The organism is Xanthocytophaga flava (assembly GCF_030068545.1).
GTDB classification, from domain to species: Bacteria; Bacteroidota; Bacteroidia; order Cytophagales; family 172606-1; genus Xanthocytophaga; species Xanthocytophaga flava.
On record NZ_JASJOR010000001.1, the window covers coordinates 548,985 to 568,396 of the forward strand.

Below are 19,412 nucleotides of genomic sequence, written 5' to 3' on the forward strand. Positions count from 1 at the left end.
AGATACAAGCCATGTTCCGAATCCGCGTAGTCTATTGGTTCTTACCTCTCTCATATTAATTCAGACAATACTGATGGGAAGAATTCTCTCAATTTAAATTGATAACTTCAGATTTAAACCAAAGCTGCGTGTAGATGGCAGGTTGCCATATTCTATGCCCTGCAAATTGCCGTTACCCAGATTCATCTCCGGATCAAACCACATTTTACGTTTGCTAATGCCTGGAATATTCAGAATAGAACTACCCCGATAGATAAAGAACAAGTTATGGGCTATGAAGGAGAGTTTAGCAGCTTTAAGAAAACCTTTACAAACTTTAAAATTATATCCCAAAGCCAACTCTCTTATACGAAAGTTTGTAGCATCATAGGTAAAGAATTCTCCCCAGGCATAGCGGCCATTAGAAACTGTAGTCCAGAAAGTTTCAGCATTAATAGCCTTTGTATTTTCAGAGTAGGTACCATCTGCATTTGCTACAACAGCATTCAATACCAAGCCACCCTCTCTATATTTGGTGGTATAGTTACTATTTCCATCATAGGCCAGGTTTTGGTCTGAGCCGGAAACCATAATGCCCCCATATCTTCCATCAATAAGAACCCGAAGAGAAACATTTTTATAGGTAAGGGTATTTGTTAAACCAGCCATGAACTTTGGATTATAATTACCCAATACCTGACCAGCAGAGGTATTTCCAACAGGTTTTCCGGATGCATCTACTACAAACCGTCCATCTGTAGTTCTTTGCCAGGTATATCCCTCCAAATCACCATAATGTCCACCCTCAGCAGCAACAGCAATAGCAGACCGTATGACAGTTCCACCCAGATATGACTTTTTCACCTTCTGAGATAGTGACAGGATAGTGTTTATATTTCGGGCATAATTCAATGCGATATCCCAGGTAAAACCATTTGATTTTTTAACAGGGGTAGCATTTAGAACTATTTCCAACCCTTTATTTTGAATATTACCTGCATTGATATACTGACTTTCATAACCTGAGGGAACTGGAAGACTTAATGTCAGCAACTGATTGATTGAGTTTGTTTTGTAATAGGTTGCATTAACTCCTACTCTGTTATTCCAAAACTGAGCTTCAATACCCATTTCAATATTTTTCGTAATTTCAGGCTTTAGATCAGGAATTGCTTTGGTCGTACTACGGCTGATAAACCCCTGTCCGATAGCTCCACCCTGACTATATTCATAGATATTCTTTAACATATATGGGTTAGCCCCATTCCCAACCTGAGCATAGGAAATACGTCCTTTCAAAAAGGAGAATACGTCTGGTAACTTCACCATGTCTGAAATTATACCTGTTAACCCAACAGAGGGATAAAAAAAGGAATAGGGAGCTGGTAAAGTGGATTGCCAATCGTTTCGTCCACTAAAATCGAGGAATAAATAATCTTTAAATGCTAATTGCCCTGTAGCAAATAAAGATTGTGTTTGTCTCTTAGAGTAATCCTGATCTGTTACAATGGCGGTTGCAAAAGCTAAATTAAATCGGTTTGGAATATTAAGGCCATTGGCGGTGTTGCTATTTATCTCATAGCCTTGTGTATTAACAATGCCTCCTAATGTATAATTTAATCTAAGGTTTTCATTCAATCGATTATTCCCAGTCACCATCAGATCATACCAGTTTTCATAGACGGATGTATAGTTAAGGCCATATGCACCTCCATTAGCAGTAGCCCATATTGTTGTATTGGCAGGTCCAATGGTTTCAATACGATCGGTATAATTATCCCGACCAGCACGTCCCTGAATGGTTAACCAATCTATTAATTGATATTTTACCAGAATAAATCCATTGATACGATTTCGTGTCTCATTGTGATTGTAGTCATTCGTCATCCAGTAAGGATTGCTATAAATAGAAGAAGTTGTCCAGTAGTTAGGTCTTGCAATACCTTTATCATTTAGTACAGAATAGTTCTTTATATCCTTTAGAAGAATGCTTCGGGGTATCTTATAAATATCAATAACCGGAGCATTCTGTTCTCCGGTTAGTACTACATGATCTATTTTCTGGTTGGTATAAGTAATCTTAGCATCAGTAGATAATTTCTTTGTAATCTGAGAGCCCAATCGCAAATTAAGTATATGACGTTGCAGATTATTGTTGGGAATAATTCCCTTAGCGTCGTTATTAGAATAAGAAATATAGGTATTTATCTTCTCTGAACCTGCTGTTACTCCCACTGAATTGCTTAGTGAGACAGCATTGCGAAAGAAGTCTTTTACATTATCTGGTTGTGGTGTTAATCTAGCCTCATTTTCAGTCCAGTCGGTTACTGTTTGTCCTTTCATTTTTGGCCCCCAGCTAGAAGCCCCGTTGCCTACAAAAGTACCAGCAGTACCTTGTCCATATGCATTTTGTAATTTAGGCAGTGTAAAAACAGACTCAACTGTAGTCACGGAGTTAAGATCTACAGCAACTTTTCCATCCTTCCCTTTTTTAGTAGTAATGAGAATAACGCCATTTGCAGCTCTACTTCCATACAATGCAGCAGCAGAAGCCCCTCTCAAAACGGTCATGGTTTCAATATCATCCGGATTGATAGTGGATGCGCCATTTATTCCATTCGTTCCACCAAAGTCACTGGTAACAGCTCCACCAGGAGTCGAATTATCAATAGGTATTCCATCAATCACATATAACGCATCATTTGAACCCTGGATAGAACGATTCCCACGTAATATAATACGTGTCGCACCACCCACACCCGAACCTGAAGATGTTACCATTAAACCTGCTACCTTTCCCTGTAATATATTGGCAAAGTTAGGATCACGCACTTCATTGATCTGCTCTAACGTTACTTCCTGTGTAGCATATGTTAATGAACGTTTTTGACGCGGAATACCCAATGCGGTTACAACCACCTCTCCCAATGACTTTACATCCTCAAAAAGAGTTACATCGACTGGCGTACGAGAATCCAGGATAATCTCTTCTGTTGTATACCCAACAAAGGAAAATACAAGCACACTATCTTCGGCAGGTACAGCTATTGAATATTTACCATCTACACTTGTCGTGGTACCTAAAGCAGTACCTTTAATTACTACGTTAACTCCTGGAAGTAGTTCATTCTGGCTGTCTCTCACTGTACCCTGAATTGTTGTAGAAACAGAAATATTCTCTTTTTTTTGAATCCTGCTATGTGATGAAGCTGTTGCCTTTTCCAACTCTTGAATTACATACACATTGTTGACCTTTTTGTATGTTAGTTTTAAAGGATGAAGAAGTTGATCAAGACAACGATCCAGATTGGTGCAGGAAGTCAGATTTATTTCAGCAAATTTTCCTTCAAGATTCTTTTTCTGATAAGCAAAATTAACCTGATACATTTCTTCCAGATCCTGTAAAATACTTATAAGGGGTCGCTGCTGAATAGTCGTATATATACTTTGTTGTTTTTCAGATATAGCTGGAGATGACAGATCCCGAGCTGTCACTTTAGGAAGTAATGACAAACAGAGCCATAGAAATACAAAAACTCTTACCCTATTTGGTGGAGTTTTATTCATAAGGATCGGAATGGTTTGAAGTTATATTTTACTTAGCCTCGGTTGTAGCTTCATCAGATGCCTTTCTATACATATTGATACATAACAGATATGCATTTAATACTCTAACTTAAAACAATCTCTATTAGCTTCTCCAAAAGAGTTTCTTTTTATATCTCAGTCCATTATTAATAATGAGATCTAAAACTGTTTCTGTTGCAATATAATCTCTGTATTTTTCCTGATTACTTTTATTTTAAGCATCGCAGTAAGTATATCCAATAAAACCTCAATGTTTCCCTGAGGAATTCTTGCTGTAATTCTTTGCTGAGCCAGTGATTGATCTGCAATTCTTACTTTCACACCAAAATAATCTTCTATAGTTTCTGCAACCTTACTCAACGGTTCATCATCAAAGACAAAAAAGTGGTTTTGCCAGGCAGTACAGGCTTTCCCATCTACAGAATGTACTGTTATTTGCCTGTCATTTAAATTGTATTCGGCCATCTGTCCTGGTACCAGCAAAAGATTTTCAGTGTTTGATGTAAGCTTTACTTTGCCAGATTGTAAATAGACTTCCGCCTGATTTCTTCTGGCATTCACATTGAATTTAGTACCTAGTACTTCTATATTTAATTTGTGAGGAGTATTTACTATAAAACGTTTGTGATCAGGTGTATGCGCAACTTCAAAAAAAGCCTCTCCATCAATATACACAGTGCGCTCTGATTGCTTATTCCAATCCTGGGCAGACAGATATACTTTTGAATTGGTATTTAAAGTAATTCTTGAACCATCAGGTAATTGAATACTCTTTGTTTGTCCATACCCTGTTTTATATGTTAGTAGCTTATCTTTTTCAGGTAGTGTTGAATATTTCCACCACAAACCAACTACGATCAACATACCAATTCCTATACATGCAGCCGCATATTTCCATACAGGCCGACTTACTCTCGAATTTCGTTCGCTATTTTGCTTTAACTCATTCCAGACTTCCAGGTAATGGGTATTTGCAGTATGATCTTCCGATAACCCGACCAGCTTTATCAATTCTATCGCATCGCTGACTTCTTTTTGCTTCTGAGGATTGGTAGCAAGCCACTCTTTCCAGAACTGATTTGTATCAGCATTTGGATTGAGAACCCATTGCTGGAATTGTTCGTCGAGGGCAAAATCTTCTGAGGTATAGTGTAGATATTTCACTTATCTGGCTTTTCTACTAAACGAGTCATCATGAACTATCTAATCTGACTTTCTCATTTTTTACTAGGATGATTTTATTCTGTACAAAAAAAGAAATAATTTTTTAAAGAAGGATGTCTGAGGAGTCTAACTTTGCTTTTTTAGCTTTTTCAGCTACAAAACAATATCAATTACTTTATAGTAAGGATTGATACTACTATGACCCAAATACTATCAGATAAAGAAAGTTGCTGACGAAGATTTTTTAATGTTTTGAAAACAGAATTATAGACAGATTGAATAGTTATTCCAAGCTCATCAGCAATCTCCTGATTAGACAAGTTCTTGTAAAATTTTAGCTGGAGCAATCGTTGCTGATGATCAGAAAGTCTGTTTATGGCATTTAGTACCTTATCTCTTTGCTCAGTAGCATTTTCATCTTCGCCATCTGCGGCTAGTTGTAACTCACTTTCAGACCAATCACCTTTTACTTCTGTTCGCATCTGGGCAGATTTAAGTGTATCAAGCAACTTACGTTTTAATGCTGTAAGTAAGTAGTAACGTATAGAGGTAGTCTGCGACAAATTTTCCCGGTTATTCCATATCTTGATAAAAACATCTTGTATGGTATCCTTCACTAAATCCGGATTGTCACATATCTTTCTACCATACTGATACATACTAAAGAAGTTTTGTCTATATAGTATTGCATAGGCTTCCATATCGCCATCTTTAAAATCGTTCCACAATTTGTACTCCATAGATGCATTTCCATTCTGTGGGTAGTTTGCAGAAATCGAACTCTCTTCCTGTTTAAGATCATGGTTGCTTAAAAGATGCATGACTTTATCAGACTAGAATGAATTAAATAGTAAAAGCATAAAAGACACATTGTATATTCTTTAGAAAACGAAGATTAATCCGTTTTTATCTTCTCAATCCATCTCCCATTTACTTGTTAGGTGTCACATGATATCTAGCATAAATCCAACATCTGCCTTTCACCGAATCTCCTCTTATCGTGCATAGTAAATTTAGAAATATTATTCTAAATAGATTATTCTGCGTAAAATATTATTCTGACATTACAATATTTAAAAATATTTTTTATCAATCCAATGCCACATTCGAATAAATTTACAATAAGACTACACCATACATCTAATCAACTTTAAATCAGACATATACAGACATAGCATATTAAGTTAATAAGGTCCAGGCTTATTATCACAGATCTAAAAGTAAATTTTGGATACCAAGTCTATTCTGACTCTGTAGTAAGGAGGAATAAAGGAGCCATTCCATGGAAAGTGAAAAATCCTCATGGCGATAACGACACAAAATAGTTGCAGCAGACAGATATATAGTATCTTGCAATAACTTTATCTATAGACAATCTTTACACATGAAAGGTCATTTATTATTTGGTCTGGGCATCATCCCCCTAATTATTTCGATGTTCATTCCAAACTTCAGCTGGCTCATCTCTATTGGCTGGCGCACTATGATTGTACCCGCATTTTCTACATTTCCATTGAATATCGTGGGTATTCTTGTATTAATAGCATTGATTTACTGGTTGTTTTATAGAGCTAAGAGAAAGGTTAACAGGGCATTAACTATTTGTCATGCTATTTTCACTTTTATTCCTATCTACTTGCTACTAGTTGTCGGACCTCTAGCCTCTATTCAAAGTAATGCCTTTGTCAATTTTATTTTTCTGGTTAACAAAGAAAGCTATTTGTTATTTTTTGTAGGACAAGCCTTATTCTTAGGAAATATAATCTGGTCGATGATCCAAAAACCTCAACGTTAAAGGAACTAAGAAAAGAGGTAGTCTACCATCTTACAAAAACAAAAGCCTCCGAAACTTCAGAGGCTTTTGTTTTTGTAAGATATCAGTATATTTATTCTTATCGATTCATTGAAATCAGGAATTCTTCATTATTACGGGTACCTTTCATTCGATCCAGCAGGAATTCCATTGCTTCACTGGAGTTCATATCTGACATATGCTTCCGCAGTATCCAGATTTTACCCAGCTCTTCTTCAGTCATCAACAGATCTTCCCGACGAGTACCTGAAGCAGGAACATCAATAGCAGGGAATACACGTTTGTTGGACAACTTACGATCCAGTTGCAGCTCCATGTTGCCTGTACCTTTGAATTCTTCAAAGATTACCTCATCCATACGAGAGCCGGTTTCGATCAAAGCAGTTGCAATAATAGTCAGTGAACCACCATTTTCAACGTTACGGGCAGCACCAAAGAAGCGTTTAGGTTTGTGAAGGGCATTTGCATCCACACCACCAGACAGGATTTTACCAGAAGATGGTACTACTGTATTGTATGCACGAGCCAAACGGGTAATAGAGTCAAGCAGGATTACTACATCGTGACCACACTCTACCATGCGTTTTGCTTTTTCCAGAACAATACTGGATACTTTCACGTGGCGTTCAGCCTGTTCATCAAAAGTAGAAGATATTACTTCTCCTTTGACACTACGTGCCATATCCGTCACCTCTTCCGGACGTTCGTCAATCAACAATACAATCAGATATACTTCTGGATGATTTTGCGCAATAGCATTAGCAATCTGCTTCAGTAATACAGTCTTACCTGTTTTAGGCTGTGCCACAATCATACCACGTTGCCCTTTACCAATTGGGGAGAACAGATCCAGAATACGAGTTGAATATTCAGAAGGAGTAGTGCTTAATTTCAGGCGTTCATTTGGGAAAAGAGGTGTCAGATACTCAAATGGAATCCGGTCACGAATTTCTTCTGTTGTTTTTCCATTTACGGTTTCTACCCGCAAAAGAGCAAAATACTTTTCACCATCTTTAGGAGGACGAATAGCTCCACGAATGCTATCTCCTGTCTTTAAACCAAATAGTTTGATTTGAGAAGGGGATACATAGATATCATCCGGACTAGCCAGATAATTATAGTCAGCAGATCTCAAAAATCCATATCCGTCAGACATAATTTCCAGTACACCTTCATTTTCAATCAACCCATCAAACTCCCGTACATTATACAAGCTACCTTTCTTGTTATTGTTCTGGCCTTGATTTTGGTTCTGATTATGATTTTGATTTTGGCGAGGTTCATGGTTGCGGTTTTCCCGATTACCATTTACTTCTTTCACTTCTTTGGATTCTTGTTTCTGCTCTTTTTTCTCAATAACGACAGGAGCTTTTTCCTGTACTTCTGTAGTAATTACAGGTTCTGCAACCAGCACTTCAGAAGCTTCCTCTTTATGAGCAACGCCATTGGTTTGTATAGGTTGTTCTTTTTCAGCAGGTTTTACGTTCTCGCGTTTCATACGCAAACGCTTCCTCTCATGGGGAGTATTATCTTTTTCAGGAGTGGATTCTGTAGCTTTAGGTTCTGGCGTTACTTCTGGGTTAGGCTCAACAACCGTATTAGCGCCAACGAATTCAATCTCAGGCATAACAGCCTGACGATCAAGAATCTTATAAACAAGATCTTGTTTCGCTAATTTTTTGTAATTGGCAACGCCTAATTGTTCGGCAATATCACGCAGTTCAGACAAGAGCCGAAGATTCAAATCATCAATGGTGTACATAAAAGAATAAGTTACAGGGGAGTGTAGTACCTGTGAATGTGGATAAAAAGTGGATGACTTTGATAGTTGAAATGAAATTTAAGTTAGAATAATAGCAAAAGAAATGCGACTATGGATGTAAAAAGAGGCACAGAAGCCTACATTATAGATATCAACATGATCCGTATCAATTAGCGCTACCTGTTTGTTGAGAACAGAACGCAACGAAAACAACAAGACCTGGGATGATTTTTTCTTGATTGGATGGTGCAAATATAATATTTTGTTCATTACTACTCTATACCCATCAAAAAAAAATTACAGTTTTTTCTCAAAATACTAGAGTATAGATAAGCCTTTTTGTCAAATCATATATATAAAGGAAATCTCTACCAACTTTTAAACTGAGTTCCGAGAAATTACCATTAAAAAATCTTTCCTAGTTCTTAAAAGGAAAGAAGCTTCTTATTCACCCACAAGTAAAGTACCAAATGTTTACAAAAACAATCATTTCTCCATAATTCTCAATACATTATCTTTATTTTTGTCATCTACTTCAAGAAATATAGTACGAGTAGGATGAGCAAAAGAAACTCCATGCTTATTTACAATTTCTACAATGCGATAATTAATTTCTTCTTTAACTGCATTAAAATCCTCCCAAACCACAGCTTCTACAAAATACAGGATCAGAATATTCAGAGAGCTTTCACCAAAATCTATAAACCGTACCTGTCCCTGTTCGTTACGAGTAAGTGGGTGTTCCAGAATAGCCAGAAGGATCTCTTCACAAATCGCCTTTACTTTCTCTGGAGGTGTATTATAAGGTAAACCAATAAAATACCGTGCCCTGCGAAATCTCCGCTGAGTCAAATTATCCAACGGCTGATCAGTTAACATTTTATTAGGTAAAGTCAGAAAACTTTTGTCCAGCGTTCGAATTCGTGTGCTACGAAAACCCACTTTCTCAACAGTTCCCTGAATATCACCTACCTGTACTGTATCTCCTACAACAAAAGGCTTGTCCAAAAATATAGTAAAGGAAGCAAATAGATTTTCCAGACTTTCTTTCCCTGCCAGTGCCACTGCCAAACCACCAATTCCCAAACCTGCAATAATACTGGAAACATCAAGGCTAAATACTGCACCCAAAATAACAAATATCCCCAGAATAAACAGAAATACTTTTGTAACCTCCTTGGCAAATGGTGCAAGCTGAGATTTTATAGGAGATTTGGTACGTTCTGCACGATGTAGAGTTACCAACGTAAAAAAATCTACAAACCGCATGATCATCCAGGTTACAACAATGATAATTGCAACCTGATATCCTTTTAAAATAAGAAACCGCAATCCAAATTTTGTAATTGGATCTAAATTCCACCACCATGGAAAGCGCAAGAAGGAGAAGGCTGTATACAATACTACCAGTGTCAAAAATGCCTCAAAGGGTGACCGTAGGAGATCTATAAACTCTGTAACACTCAGATTTTCTGTACGTTTTTTTATAATACGATAAATAACACGACTCAACAATAAAGAAAAAATGTTCTTTAGCAAAAGCCATGAAACCAGAATACCAGCACACCAGAGAATATTCTCAACGCGATTATCAAGTAGGCGTTGATTCAGAAATTGTTGTAGGTTCATTCAATCAATGTAGAGATCGCAAAGGTAGGAGTTTTCTACGTTTGGAAATAGTATTCATGGCATGATGTTAATGTTTATACTTCTGATCCTTACCAGATAATTTCTCAAGACTTTTCTTATAAAAGGAATATATAAGAGAGTTTCAGAAAATAAAAGCAGGGAATCACATTATTACCATGTATACAAAGTTAACGTTCTAGCAGTTGGCAAAGTTGCAACTAATCCAAAAATCATATGACAGGAAAAATTCACTCTCAAATAACACAAAACAAAAGCCATCTATACTTTTGGAAGGACTTTATAATAACCTAGTCAAAAATACAGATGGCATATTCGAAAGCATTACAAATTCTCCAGAATAAAGTTTGTCATCAGATTATATAAATGAATACGGGATTTTCCTCTCACTCCATGAGCCTGATTAGGATAGACAAATGTTTCAAATTGTTTTCCATTATTGATCAACTCCTGTTGCAAAGCGATGGAATTTTGAAAATGCACATTATCATCACCTGTACCATGTACTAGTAAAAACTTTCCTTTTAGTTTACCAGCATGTGTTACAGGTGAGTTATCATCATAACCAGCAGCATTATCCTGAGGACGTTTCAGATATCTTTCAGTATAGATACTGTCATAAAACCGCCAGGTAGTTACTGGTGCTCCACTAATTCCCATCTTGAAATAATCTGCTCCTACAGTCATACATAAGGCAGCCATATATCCACCATAGCTCCAGCCATGAATACCAATACGTCCAGCATCTACATAAGATTGTTTTCCCAAATATTTTGCCCCTTCAATCTGATCCTGAACTTCATATTTTCCCAGATTGGCATATGTCACCTGCCGAAATGCAGTTCCTCTGCCACCAGTTCCTCGGTTATCTACACACGCTACAATATATCCTTTTTGCGTAAGTAGCTGAAACCACATGGATTGCAATGACCATTCATCTGTTACCTGCTGGCTTCCGGGTCCACCATATACAAACATAAAAACAGGATATTTCTTACTGGGATCAAATGAAACAGGTTTCATCATCCAGCCATTCAGGGTTACATTATCAGGCGTGGTAAACTGAAAAAATTCCTTCTTCGTTAAATCCTGTTGTTGCAATTTAGACTTCAATGCTTCATTTGTTTCCAGCATCTTTACCAGCTTTCCGGCAGGAGCTGTATACAAACCAACAGAAGCGGGTGTGTTAGCATCTGAAAAAGAATCCAGATAATAAGAGAAATCTACACTAAAGTTAGGACGGTGTGTTCCTTTAGCTACACTTAGTTTCTTTTTGGTTTTCCCATCCAGTGAAATAGAATACAGGTGGCGTTCCATAGGAGATACTTCAGTAGAAGTAAAATACACTAACTTTTTCTTCTCGTCTAGTCCCAGAAAATTAGATACTTCCCAGTTTCCGTTGGTGATCTGACGAATCAGTTTTCCACTTATATCATATAAGTACAGATGCTTGAATCCGCTTTGTTCACTGGCATGGATAAAGTGTTTCCCATCAGCCAGATAAGTCAGGTGGTCTGTAAACTCCAGGTCTACATAAGCGTTGCTGGTTTCTGTTAATATAGTAGTGGTTTTGCCAGTGGAAGCATCTGCATGCAGAATATCCAGTTTGTTTTGCAGACGATTCATACGTCTCACTGAAAGAACATTGGGATTATGTGTCCAGTTAATGCGAGGGATATAGATATCGGTTTCTGTCCCGATATCCACTTTGACAGCAGATTTCTTTGCCAGATCAAAAACAGAAATCGTAATGACAGAATTCTTCTCTCCTGCTTTAGGGTATTTGTATCGGTAGTCTACAGGATATAATTTTCCCCATACCTGCATATTATATTCAGGCACTTCGGTTTCATTGAATGTATAGTAAGCAACCTTTGTCCCATCTGCATTCCACTCAAATGCCTGTGTAAATCCAAATTCTTCTTCATATACCCAGTCGGTACTTCCATTAATAATATGATTAAATTTTCCGTCTGTTGTAACGGCACTTTCTGTACCAGCTTTCAGATCTGCAATGAACAAGTTGTTATCCCGTGTAAAAGCCACTTTGCTACCTTCTGGAGAAAAAGCCGCATTTGACTGTTTGCCACCAGATGACAACTTCGTAACCTGTTTGGTTTTCAGATCATATATATAATAGACAGATTTACTGGAGCGACGATAAATAGATTCTCGCTCTGTCGCAATCAATAATTTGTCTTCATTAGGGCTTAACTCATACCCATCTACTGAGTTAGCCTGGCTCCCCAGTACATTGGCCTGAAACAAAGTTTCCACAGGAGTTCCTGTTGTTACATCATATTTTACAACAGTAGCTTTGCCATCTTCTCCCTGAACAAGAGAAGTATAAAAACCTCCATTTTTCATCCAGTTTACACCTTGTACACCTTTAGGATTAAAGGTCGGACGAGCAAAAATGTCTTCAATGGTAAGCTGAGCCTTTTGAGCCAGCATATTTTCTGTGGCAAACAGAAATAAAATAAGTAAAACAATGGGCAGGAATAAAGGTTTTCTCATTTTAAGGATACAATTGGTTTGGTGTTTGTCTCTGAATGTATACTATACAACTTCGCTTCTATAGCTGGAAATTTGTGCATCAGCAAAAATATCTTTTTTATGTGAAATCCGAACTGAAAAATGATATTGACAAAAAAGGTTACTTTTGTAGCTCAAATCTGAAAAACTCTAATGAAAGGCATCTATTCCATTCTGTTGTTGGTTTGTTCCAACATTTTTATGACCTTGGCCTGGTATGGGCATCTGTATTTCAAAAATTTTACAAAACTGCAAAAATTAGGAATCTTTAGTGTAATTCTGATTAGTTGGGGACTAGCCTTCTTTGAGTATATATTTCAAGTGCCTGCCAATAAAATCGGCTACAAGGAAAATGGAGGTCCCTTCTCAATGTTTGAATTAAAGACTATTCAGGAAGCCGTTTCACTGATTGTCTTTACACTTATGATTGTTTTTGTCTTCCGTACAGAAAAACCAGCATGGAATCACCTGGTAGGCTTTGCACTTATCATTCTCGCCGTTTTTTTCATTTTTAAAAAATGGTAAATTTTAAGTTCTGAATAGATTTATTGATTAAACCAACAAACCGGATACCGACTTATATTCTATGGAGATTACAGAAACAGACCGCGTTAAATTACACCAACTGAAAATAAAACAGGTAATGGCAGAAATGAGCAAGGTTGTGGTAGGTCGTGAATATCTGCTCAATCGATTGCTGATTGGATTATTTACAGGTGGTCATATTCTGTTGGAAGGTGTACCGGGTCTAGCCAAAACACTTATAGTTAATACATTATCCAAAGTTTTATATCTTAATTTCCAACGCATTCAGTTCACTCCTGATCTGCTACCAGCCGATTTGATCGGAACAATGATTTACAATCAGCGAACAGGAAACTTTGAAGTCAAGAAAGGGCCTATATTTGCCAATCTTATTCTGGCGGATGAGATCAACCGATCTCCTGCGAAAGTACAATCGGCTTTACTAGAAGCAATGCAGGAACGCCAGGTAACTATTGGCGACACTACGTTTCCTTTGGACAGACCTTTCCTTGTATTAGCTACACAAAATCCTGTAGAACAGGAAGGAACCTATCCCCTACCTGAAGCGCAGGTAGACCGTTTTATGATGAAGGTATTTGTGAGTTATCTGGACAAAAATCAGGAACTGGAAGTAATGCGTAAAATGTCTAACATGAACTTCTCAGGCCATGTCAATCCTATTCTGGAAAAAGATGATATATCAAATATCCGAAATGAGATTAACAAAGTGACCATCTCCGAATCACTGGAGAAATATATTATTGAACTCATCTTTGCTACCCGCCAACCACAGGATTATGGATTAAAGGATGAGGCACATTATGTTCAGTTTGGAGCATCCCCTCGGGCAAGTATCAATCTGAACCGGGCTGCCAAAGCAATGGCGTATCTGAATGAACGGGATTATGTACTTCCTGAAGATATTAAAGAAGTAGCACCTGATGTATTGAACCATCGCCTTATTCTCAATTATGAAGCTGAGGTAGATGGTGTAACGCCTTCTAAAATAGTGGATACTATTCTGAAAAAAGTTGCAATAGGAAGATAAAATAAGAAGGTCTTAAATCCGGATTTAAGACCTTCTTATTTTATGATATATTTATCTTTCCAGTGAAATCTGATATACTTCAGTAGTCTCTTTGGTAAGTTTAAATCGGTCATCAATACGCATACCCACAATCCATACAATATCCTCTCCTGACAAAAGAACATAAGTCCTCTCCTTTATATTTACTGGCACTTTTTCATCTATCAGAAAATCACTTACCTTTTTCTTTTGCTTCATTCCTAATGGACAAAATTTATCTCCCTGTTTCCACAAACGTATCTTTAACGGAAATTTCAGGGTTGCCAGGTCTAAAGCTGCAATTTTAGGAGAAGAAGGAATTTTAAATCCTGAAGCAGATACTTTCTGAATAGAAAGAGAAATCACTTCATTCTGAAACTGAGTGCTATCAGCATCAATAGTAGCCGGGATATAGGACTGCAACCCCTTCGCTGTAATCACCAGTTCCGTACGATCTTTTATCAATCGGTAAGAGGGCGAATCAAATTGCTTACCGGATTCGGCACCTAATGTCTGCCAGATATCATTTACTTGTGTATAAGTAAAGTGAAATGGCTTCAATAACTCATGTAACTTGATGACAGGCTCTATCTCTGCCTGTAGTTTTTCAAAATTAATGTAAGTTACTCCACCCTCCTGACGCATTACAACAGCACGTGTTTTTTCAACCTCAGCCAGAAATACCTTTTCCACTGCCAATACTCTGTCTACTGTATGTTCAATGGTATGTTCCAGATTGGGATTGATAGTCTTTAATAGAGGGATAACCTCATTACGAATAAGATTACGGTGATAATGAGACGATTGATTGGAAGAATCTTCACGCCATGCCAACTGGTTCTCCACTACATATTCATATATTTCTTCTCTATTGGCAAATAACAAGGGTCTGGCAATACGCCCGTTTTTAGATTGGATGCCATGTAATCCAGCAATGCCTGTTCCTTTTGTCAGATTAAATAATACGGTTTCCAGTGTATCATTCAGATGATGCGCCGTAGCAATCACAGAAAAACCATTATCCTTACAAATACCTTCAAACCACTCGTATCTCAATACTCTGGCAGCCATTTGTATAGACACTTTTTCTTGGAGAGCAAAAGCCTCTGTATCAAACTGCTCCGAATAAAAAGGCACCTTATATTTTTTTGCCAGCTTTTTCACAAACTGCTCATCTGCATCAGATTCTTCACCTCTCAAACCAAAATTACAATGTGCTACAGCAAAGTTTAATTTGGCTTTGTAGAATAAATGAAGCATTACAACAGAATCCATCCCTCCACTTACTGCCAAAAGCACTTTTTCATCAGGCTGGAATAATGTTTTTTCGTTAATGTATGTTAAAAATTTTTTTAGCATGAGAACAAATGTGAAATTTACATCCGCATAAATCGGATACAAAACTGTGAAAAATTTTGGTTAGATTTTTGATAGCAGAAAAGATTAATTACCAATGTCTTTAACCTTTTCTGATCATCCTATAAAGCGATCAGAAAGAAAAGTAAATAAAGTGTGTGTCACATTTTTATATGCAGGGTAATTAATTCACAGCAGTCAGATCTTCATCGTATACTTTCATGCAAAAAATATTTGGATATTTAAGTTATTTACTCTTATTCTTTTTGACTGTTCCGGTTCTGGCACAGCAGAAAGAAAAAATCACACTTGAGTTTGCAGATAGTCTGATCGGAGCAGTAAAAAATGGACAGGAGACACGCCGTTTGATTGGTAATGTACGGTTGCGTCAAGGTACTACTACAATCAATTGTGATTCGGCTTACTTATACAACTACAAAAATTTTGTAGAAGCATTTGGGCATGTTCGTATAGTACAAAACGATTCCATCGTCATTACAGGTAATAATGGCACCTATGATGGTCAGACCAAGTTTGCCAAAATGCGGGAGAATGTAGTTATGAATGATGGCAAAAAAACACTGACTACCGAACAACTTGACTATGATATGCGAAGCAATCAGGCATATTATCCGAACAATGGTACAATTGTCGAAGAAGATAATACCATAGTCAGCAAGCAAGGTTATTACAATACACAAACTAAAGTATTCACTTTTGAGAAGGATGTTGTAATGACTAATCCCAAATATAAGCTAACCTCTGACAAAGTTATCTACGACAGCCATACCAAGGTAGCCTATTTTACTACATTAACTCATATTGAAGGCAAAGATGGAACGCTGGTTTCTACAGATGGAGAATATAATACAGTTTCAGGACAATCTGTTTTTCGTTCCCGCAGTTCTATTGACTATGATACCTATATCCTGACAGGAGATCGACTCAATTATGATAAGTTGAATCAATTGGGTGTCGCAACAGGGAATGTTATTTTGTTTGCCAAAAAAGACAGTGTCATAGTAGAGGGAGATACAGCCCGTTATTTCGGACAAGCAGGAATATCCAAAGTATATGGAAAGGCTTTGATGAAGAAGTTAATGAAGAAGGATACGCTATATATTACCGGAGACACACTGGTATCTATAGAAGACAAAGCCTCTAATTCCAAAAAGATATTTGCCTATTTTAATGTACGCATTTTCAAAAAAGATCTGCAAGGCAAGTGCGATTCTCTGGTATATAACCAAACAGATTCAACTATTCAGTTTTATCACGATCCTGTATTATGGAACGATAAAAGTCAATTGATGGCAGACACGATGCGGATTCAGTTGGTCAATAATGCGATTGACAAAATGTATCTCAAGACAAATTCATTTGTTATTTCTCTGGATACACTGAAAAACTACAATCAGGTAAAGGGACGTCAGATGGTGGCTTATTTTGATACAACCAGTCAGCTGTACAGAGTAACCGTCAATGGCAATGGGGAAAATGTAACCTGGGTGCTCAACGATCAAAATACCAATATAAGAGGAGTAAATAAGGTAGAATGTAGCAACATGATTATTAATCTTACAGAAGGAAAAGTAAAGCGGGTTGCCTTTTTAAATAAACCAGATGCAGTATTTATTCCTCCGCATGAGATAGTAGAGCCAGATACACGATTGAGAGGATTTAAATGGAGGGAAAAAGAAAAGCCTGCCAGAAAAGATGTATTGGTACGGGAAGAATTGCCATTGCCTGTGTCTAAGAAAAACAAGAAAGAACCTGCAAAGACAAAGAAGACAACAATAGAGAAGGATAAACCAGCAGGTAAAACAACAAGTAAAGTAAGTTAGAAGTAGCAACAGCTCGTCGCAGAAAAACAACCACTAAGACAGACAATAAAACAGTTTGTCCAAAAGTAGTAACGGATAGCCTTTTTTATTATTATATTTACCTAAAATTAATTTCTGATATTAATACCTATATACTTTTATTCCATTAGATAGAAACATTCAACCTGCTACTATAACATGAGACAACTTTTACTTATTTTTTTATCCTCATATTTTTTAACCTGTTCAGTGGGGGTTTGGGCTGTAACGCCAACAGAAGTTCGTATTGATTCACCTTCTGTAAAATATACGCATACAACATTTCAGGGAGGTGTACCTGCATTCTCTAACGATAAAATTACTATTTCTGGTATATATCCTAATCCGGCAACTACATCAGCAGCGTTGGAATATGACATCACCGGAGAATTAAAAGAAGCAAAAATATTGATAAGTAATGTTTTAGGAAGCAGTATTGGAGAATATAAATTAACTCGTGAAGGCCACAAAATGCAGTTAGATACATCTGAATTTGCGCCTGGTATCTACTTCTACACCTTATCAGTTGATGGTAAAAGTATTTTTACGCGAAAGCTTATTATCCGACACTCATCTTAGATAACTATTGCATACATATTTGTTATTTTACTTTCATCTTCAACTATTTATACCCTATATATTATTTCTACCAGCTCTCTCTTCTCGGTGTTTCCCTATGTGAAGAAAATACGTTTTCTTACAGTTTGTGCGTTACTATATCCTGAGAACAAGCATATTCAAGATCTTAAACAAATGAAACGCTTTACAATGAGAAGATTAAGCATCAAAACATTGTAAATTAGCCCTACAACCGTTATATTTGCGCCCTTATGCAAAAAAATTGGATTATTTTAGCAATTATCCTGCTTTCTCTATTTACTACCGGATGCAGTGAGTTTGAAAGATTACGTAAAAGCAATGACCTGCCTAAAAAAGTAAAAGCAGCATTTGAATATTACGATCAGAAAAGATATTACCGCGCCGATATTTTATTTGAAGAAGTATTGCCTCTGATTCAGGGAGCGCCAGAAGCAGAAAAAGGCACATTCTATCATGCTTACTGCAAATATTATCTGGGAGACTATGTTCTGAGCAAGTATCAGTTTCAGAAATTTTATGAAACCTATGCACGTAGCCAGTTTGCGGAAGAAGCAATGTATATGAGTGCAGTTTCTCTCTATGCAGACTCACCTATCTATACTTTAGATCAAACTAATACCATTGAAGCTATTGGATCACTTCAAAATTTCATTAATACATATCCTAATAGCAAATATGTAGAGGAAAGCACGAACCTGATTAATGAACTTCGTGTTAAACTTGAAAAGAAAGCATTTGAAGCTGCATTGTTATACTCCAGAACAGGTAATCATAAAGCAGCTCTGGTTGCATTTAACAATTTTCAGCGTGGTTATCCGGATTCTGACTATAATGAAGAAGTAGCTTTTCGTAAAGTAGAAAGTGCTTACCTTCTGGCAGAACAAAGTATTCAAAGTAAACAAGTAGAACGTTATCAGGAAGCTATTTCATCTTATGAAAGTTTTCTGGACAGATATCCTCAGAGCAAGTTTTTGCGTCGTGCAGAATCTTACTATGAAAAAAGCCTGAACACAGTAGGAGAAGCAAATAAAAATCTCCAGACTCAAAAGGCTCAAGAACAATAAGTATTTTCGTCATTTAATTCTATTCAGATATGATAAAGCCTAATGTTTCAGCATCTATCTTAACTCGTGATAACGATAAGTTGGCAGAACCAACCGGAAATGTATATGAGTCAGTATCCGTAATAGCACGACGTGCTCGTGAACTTGCGATGCGCAATAAAGAAGAGTTAAATAACAAGCTGGCAGAATTTGCTTCAACAGTTGACAATCTGGAAGAAGTTTTCGAAAACCGTGAGCAAATCGAGATCTCCCGTTATTATGAGCGTCTGCCAAAGCCTGCTTCTGTAGCCATTGATGAGTTTCTAGCAGGAAAGTTATTCCGTCGTTTTCGTGATGATGAAGCAGATAAGACTCAAGAGTAATACGATATAAGAGTACATTGCTAAAAGGTTGAGAGACTGAAAAGTTATAAGCAGACTTTTCAATTTCTCAACCTTTTGTTTTAGCTTGG

At 37.0% G+C, this 19,412-nt stretch carries 14 protein-coding genes; 7 read left to right on the forward strand and 7 right to left on the reverse strand.

Features of this window, described 5'->3' with window-relative positions; genetic code table 11:
* Nucleotides 1–93: 93 nt before the first annotated feature.
* The 3 genes from QNI15_RS02245 to QNI15_RS02255 form a co-directional block, all read right to left on the reverse strand.
* Entirely contained in the window at nucleotides 94–3,546 is a 3,453-nt protein-coding gene (locus QNI15_RS02245) for a SusC/RagA family TonB-linked outer membrane protein (RefSeq protein ID WP_314030327.1), read from the reverse strand.
* Nucleotides 3,547–3,726: 180 nt separating this feature from the next.
* Nucleotides 3,727–4,731: a FecR family protein gene (locus QNI15_RS02250; RefSeq protein ID WP_313993721.1), complete on the reverse strand. Its 1,005-nt coding sequence runs from the start codon at nucleotides 4,729–4,731 to the stop codon at nucleotides 3,727–3,729.
* A gap of 170 nt (nucleotides 4,732–4,901) precedes the next feature.
* A complete protein-coding gene (locus QNI15_RS02255) occupies nucleotides 4,902–5,552 on the reverse strand; it encodes an RNA polymerase sigma factor (protein ID WP_313993723.1) in 651 nt (216 codons plus the stop codon).
* Between the two features lie 563 nt (nucleotides 5,553–6,115).
* Between QNI15_RS02255 and QNI15_RS02260 the strand changes: the two genes are divergently transcribed.
* Nucleotides 6,116–6,526 (forward strand): hypothetical protein, encoded by a 411-nt coding sequence (locus QNI15_RS02260; RefSeq protein ID WP_313993725.1) that lies wholly within the window; start codon nucleotides 6,116–6,118, stop codon nucleotides 6,524–6,526.
* 97 nt (nucleotides 6,527–6,623) lie between these two features.
* Here QNI15_RS02260 and rho read toward each other — a convergent pair whose 3' ends face one another.
* From rho to QNI15_RS02275, 3 genes are all read right to left on the reverse strand, one after another.
* Entirely contained in the window at nucleotides 6,624–8,306 is a 1,683-nt protein-coding gene (gene rho / locus QNI15_RS02265; protein WP_314030329.1) for a transcription termination factor Rho, read from the reverse strand.
* A gap of 486 nt (nucleotides 8,307–8,792) precedes the next feature.
* Nucleotides 8,793–9,935, reverse strand: a complete 1,143-nt coding sequence (locus tag QNI15_RS02270; RefSeq protein ID WP_313993731.1) for a mechanosensitive ion channel family protein — start codon at nucleotides 9,933–9,935, stop codon at nucleotides 8,793–8,795.
* A gap of 342 nt (nucleotides 9,936–10,277) precedes the next feature.
* Nucleotides 10,278–12,470, reverse strand: coding sequence for a S9 family peptidase (locus tag QNI15_RS02275; protein WP_313993734.1), 2,193 nt, complete (start codon nucleotides 12,468–12,470; stop codon nucleotides 10,278–10,280).
* Between the two features lie 171 nt (nucleotides 12,471–12,641).
* On the opposite strand from QNI15_RS02275, the gene QNI15_RS02280 reads away from it, so the two are divergent.
* Both QNI15_RS02280 and QNI15_RS02285 read left to right on the forward strand, forming a co-directional pair.
* Nucleotides 12,642–13,013 carry a DMT family protein gene (locus QNI15_RS02280; RefSeq protein WP_313993736.1) on the forward strand — a complete coding sequence of 124 codons (372 nt, stop codon included), beginning with the start codon at nucleotides 12,642–12,644 and terminating at the stop codon, nucleotides 13,011–13,013.
* A 61-nt stretch (nucleotides 13,014–13,074) separates the two neighbouring features.
* Complete coding sequence (locus QNI15_RS02285) at nucleotides 13,075–14,061, forward strand: AAA family ATPase (RefSeq protein WP_313975346.1); 987 nt, start codon at nucleotides 13,075–13,077, stop codon at nucleotides 14,059–14,061.
* A gap of 51 nt (nucleotides 14,062–14,112) precedes the next feature.
* On the opposite strand, the gene tilS is transcribed toward QNI15_RS02285, so the two are convergent.
* Entirely contained in the window at nucleotides 14,113–15,438 is a 1,326-nt protein-coding gene (tilS, locus tag QNI15_RS02290) for a tRNA lysidine(34) synthetase TilS (protein WP_313993739.1), read from the reverse strand.
* A 218-nt stretch (nucleotides 15,439–15,656) separates the two neighbouring features.
* On the opposite strand from tilS, the gene QNI15_RS02295 reads away from it, so the two are divergent.
* From QNI15_RS02295 to QNI15_RS02310, 4 genes are all read left to right on the forward strand, one after another.
* Nucleotides 15,657–17,279, forward strand: coding sequence for an OstA-like protein (locus tag QNI15_RS02295; protein WP_313993742.1), 1,623 nt, complete (start codon nucleotides 15,657–15,659; stop codon nucleotides 17,277–17,279).
* A gap of 177 nt (nucleotides 17,280–17,456) precedes the next feature.
* A complete protein-coding gene (locus tag QNI15_RS02300; RefSeq protein ID WP_313975352.1) occupies nucleotides 17,457–17,876 on the forward strand; it encodes a T9SS type A sorting domain-containing protein in 420 nt (139 codons plus the stop codon).
* A gap of 251 nt (nucleotides 17,877–18,127) precedes the next feature.
* Nucleotides 18,128–18,961, forward strand: a complete 834-nt coding sequence (locus QNI15_RS02305; protein WP_313975354.1) for an outer membrane protein assembly factor BamD — start codon at nucleotides 18,128–18,130, stop codon at nucleotides 18,959–18,961.
* A gap of 29 nt (nucleotides 18,962–18,990) precedes the next feature.
* Complete coding sequence (locus QNI15_RS02310) at nucleotides 18,991–19,323, forward strand: DNA-directed RNA polymerase subunit omega (RefSeq protein ID WP_313975356.1); 333 nt, start codon at nucleotides 18,991–18,993, stop codon at nucleotides 19,321–19,323.
* Nucleotides 19,324–19,412 lie beyond the last annotated feature (89 nt).

Bases quoted from the DNA above. Each gene is read 5' to 3' on its own strand.
- QNI15_RS02245 (WP_314030327.1), bottom strand. From the start codon at position 3,546: ATGAATAAAACTCCACCAAATAGGGTAAGAGTTTTTGTATTTCTATGG.
- QNI15_RS02255 (WP_313993723.1), bottom strand. From the start codon at position 5,552: ATGCATCTTTTAAGCAACCATGATCTTAAACAGGAAGAGAGTTCGATT.
- QNI15_RS02260 (WP_313993725.1), top strand. From the start codon at position 6,116: ATGAAAGGTCATTTATTATTTGGTCTGGGCATCATCCCCCTAATTATT.
- rho (WP_314030329.1), bottom strand. From the start codon at position 8,306: ATGTACACCATTGATGATTTGAATCTTCGGCTCTTGTCTGAACTGCGT.
- QNI15_RS02270 (WP_313993731.1), bottom strand. From the start codon at position 9,935: ATGAACCTACAACAATTTCTGAATCAACGCCTACTTGATAATCGCGTT.
- QNI15_RS02275 (WP_313993734.1), bottom strand. From the start codon at position 12,470: ATGAGAAAACCTTTATTCCTGCCCATTGTTTTACTTATTTTATTTCTG.
- QNI15_RS02280 (WP_313993736.1), top strand. From the start codon at position 12,642: ATGAAAGGCATCTATTCCATTCTGTTGTTGGTTTGTTCCAACATTTTT.
- QNI15_RS02285 (WP_313975346.1), top strand. From the start codon at position 13,075: ATGGAGATTACAGAAACAGACCGCGTTAAATTACACCAACTGAAAATA.
- tilS (WP_313993739.1), bottom strand. From the start codon at position 15,438: ATGCTAAAAAAATTTTTAACATACATTAACGAAAAAACATTATTCCAG.
- QNI15_RS02295 (WP_313993742.1), top strand. From the start codon at position 15,657: ATGCAAAAAATATTTGGATATTTAAGTTATTTACTCTTATTCTTTTTG.
- QNI15_RS02300 (WP_313975352.1), top strand. From the start codon at position 17,457: ATGAGACAACTTTTACTTATTTTTTTATCCTCATATTTTTTAACCTGT.
- QNI15_RS02305 (WP_313975354.1), top strand. From the start codon at position 18,128: ATGCAAAAAAATTGGATTATTTTAGCAATTATCCTGCTTTCTCTATTT.
- QNI15_RS02310 (WP_313975356.1), top strand. From the start codon at position 18,991: ATGATAAAGCCTAATGTTTCAGCATCTATCTTAACTCGTGATAACGAT.